Genomic DNA, 1,440 nt, shown 5'->3' on the forward strand with positions numbered 1-1,440 from the left:
ATTCCTGAATTCCACAGGAGTTAGTCCTTTTAATGTTTTTGTTATTCTTTGAGTATTATAATATTCAATGTATTCTTCCATTGCAAGTTTTAATTCATCTAATGTCTTAAACTCAAATTCATGACCATAAAACATTTCTCTTTTCATGATTCCGAAAAAGTTTTCCATTGGTGAATTATCCAGACAATTTCCTTTTCTTGACATCGATTGAATGATTCCCTTATCAGATAGTGATTTATGATATGGTTGCATTTGATATTGCCATCCTTGATCCGAATGAAAGAGTAATCCTTCTATTTTCTGATGTGTTTCAAATGCCTTATCAAGCATATCCTGTGTCTGTTTATAATTTGGACTACTGGATATACTAAATGATACAATGTCACGACTATGCATATCTAAAATAGGCGATAAATACAATTTTCCCTCTGCAATATGAAATTCTGATACATCTGTTGTCCATTTTTCATTACACTTTGTAGTACTAAAGTCTCTTTCATAATATGTTTTATGTTCTTCTTCATCAATTACTTTATGTAGTAATTGATTCTTGCATACACCATTCATATCACCTTTGTATGATTTATACTTTGCTTTTGGTGTGATTCCATATAAATGCAATCTAGACATCATTCTCTTAACTTTCTTGTGATTGATAAGGATTCCTTTATTTCTTAACTCTAATGTAATTCTACGATATCCATAACGACTTTTATGTTCGTAGAAGATAGATATTATTTGATTCATAATTTCGTCATTCTTCATATCCTTATCGACTTTATTGATTGTATAATAATATGTTGATTTCGCTAATTCTGCTTTCTTTAGAAGAGTCTTCAATGGATACTTCAGCTGTAATTCAGAAATAATTTTTACTTTTTCTTCTGTGCTTGCTCCTTGCGTTGTTGAATTACAGCTCGTAACTTTTTTAAGTATTCATTCTCAGCTTCTAAATCTAGATTCTTATTTTCTAAATATTGAATCTTTTCTTCTTGACTCATATCTTTATACTTTTTTGTGATTTTTTCTTTTTTCATAGCAGAGGGTCTCCCTTTCATTTTCTCTACTATAACATATCCATTCTCTTTATAGGATTTTATCCAAGCCTGTAGTAACCCCCTACTAGATAACCCATATGTTATTGCGGTTCCAATGATTGATTGTTCCTCTAATAGTACCTTATTAATAATTTCTTGTTTTAGTTTTGGAGAATAATACCTATTTTTATCTTTTCTTAAGATATCGTATCCATGTAAATCAATTAATCGAATTAAATATTCTATGCTTGCATTTCCCACACTGTATTTCTTGGATAAACTACTTATAGTAATCCCTTGTTTTCTTTCTTTGTATAATTGTATCTTCTGTTCTCTTAGTAACTTCGACATATAAAAATGCACCTCCTTTTATTTGGGTGTCCAAATAACGGGGTGCACTTCA

Annotated in this window: 1 protein-coding gene; it reads right to left on the reverse strand. The window is 29.9% G+C overall.

What is annotated here, in order from left to right:
* Nucleotides 1–1,388 (reverse strand): IS3 family transposase gene (locus M2475_RS11365; protein ID WP_277491656.1). Its coding sequence is split into 2 segments (ribosomal slippage), with 1,386 coding nucleotides annotated over them: nt 1–879 and nt 882–1,388; the frame shifts between segments, so codons are not numbered across the junction. This gene is flagged as partial in the annotation.
* Nucleotides 1,389–1,440: the final 52 nt, after the last annotated feature.

The organism is Breznakia sp. PF5-3 (assembly GCF_029504745.1).
In the GTDB taxonomy this organism is placed as follows: domain Bacteria; phylum Bacillota_I; class Bacilli_A; order Erysipelotrichales; family Erysipelotrichaceae; genus Breznakia.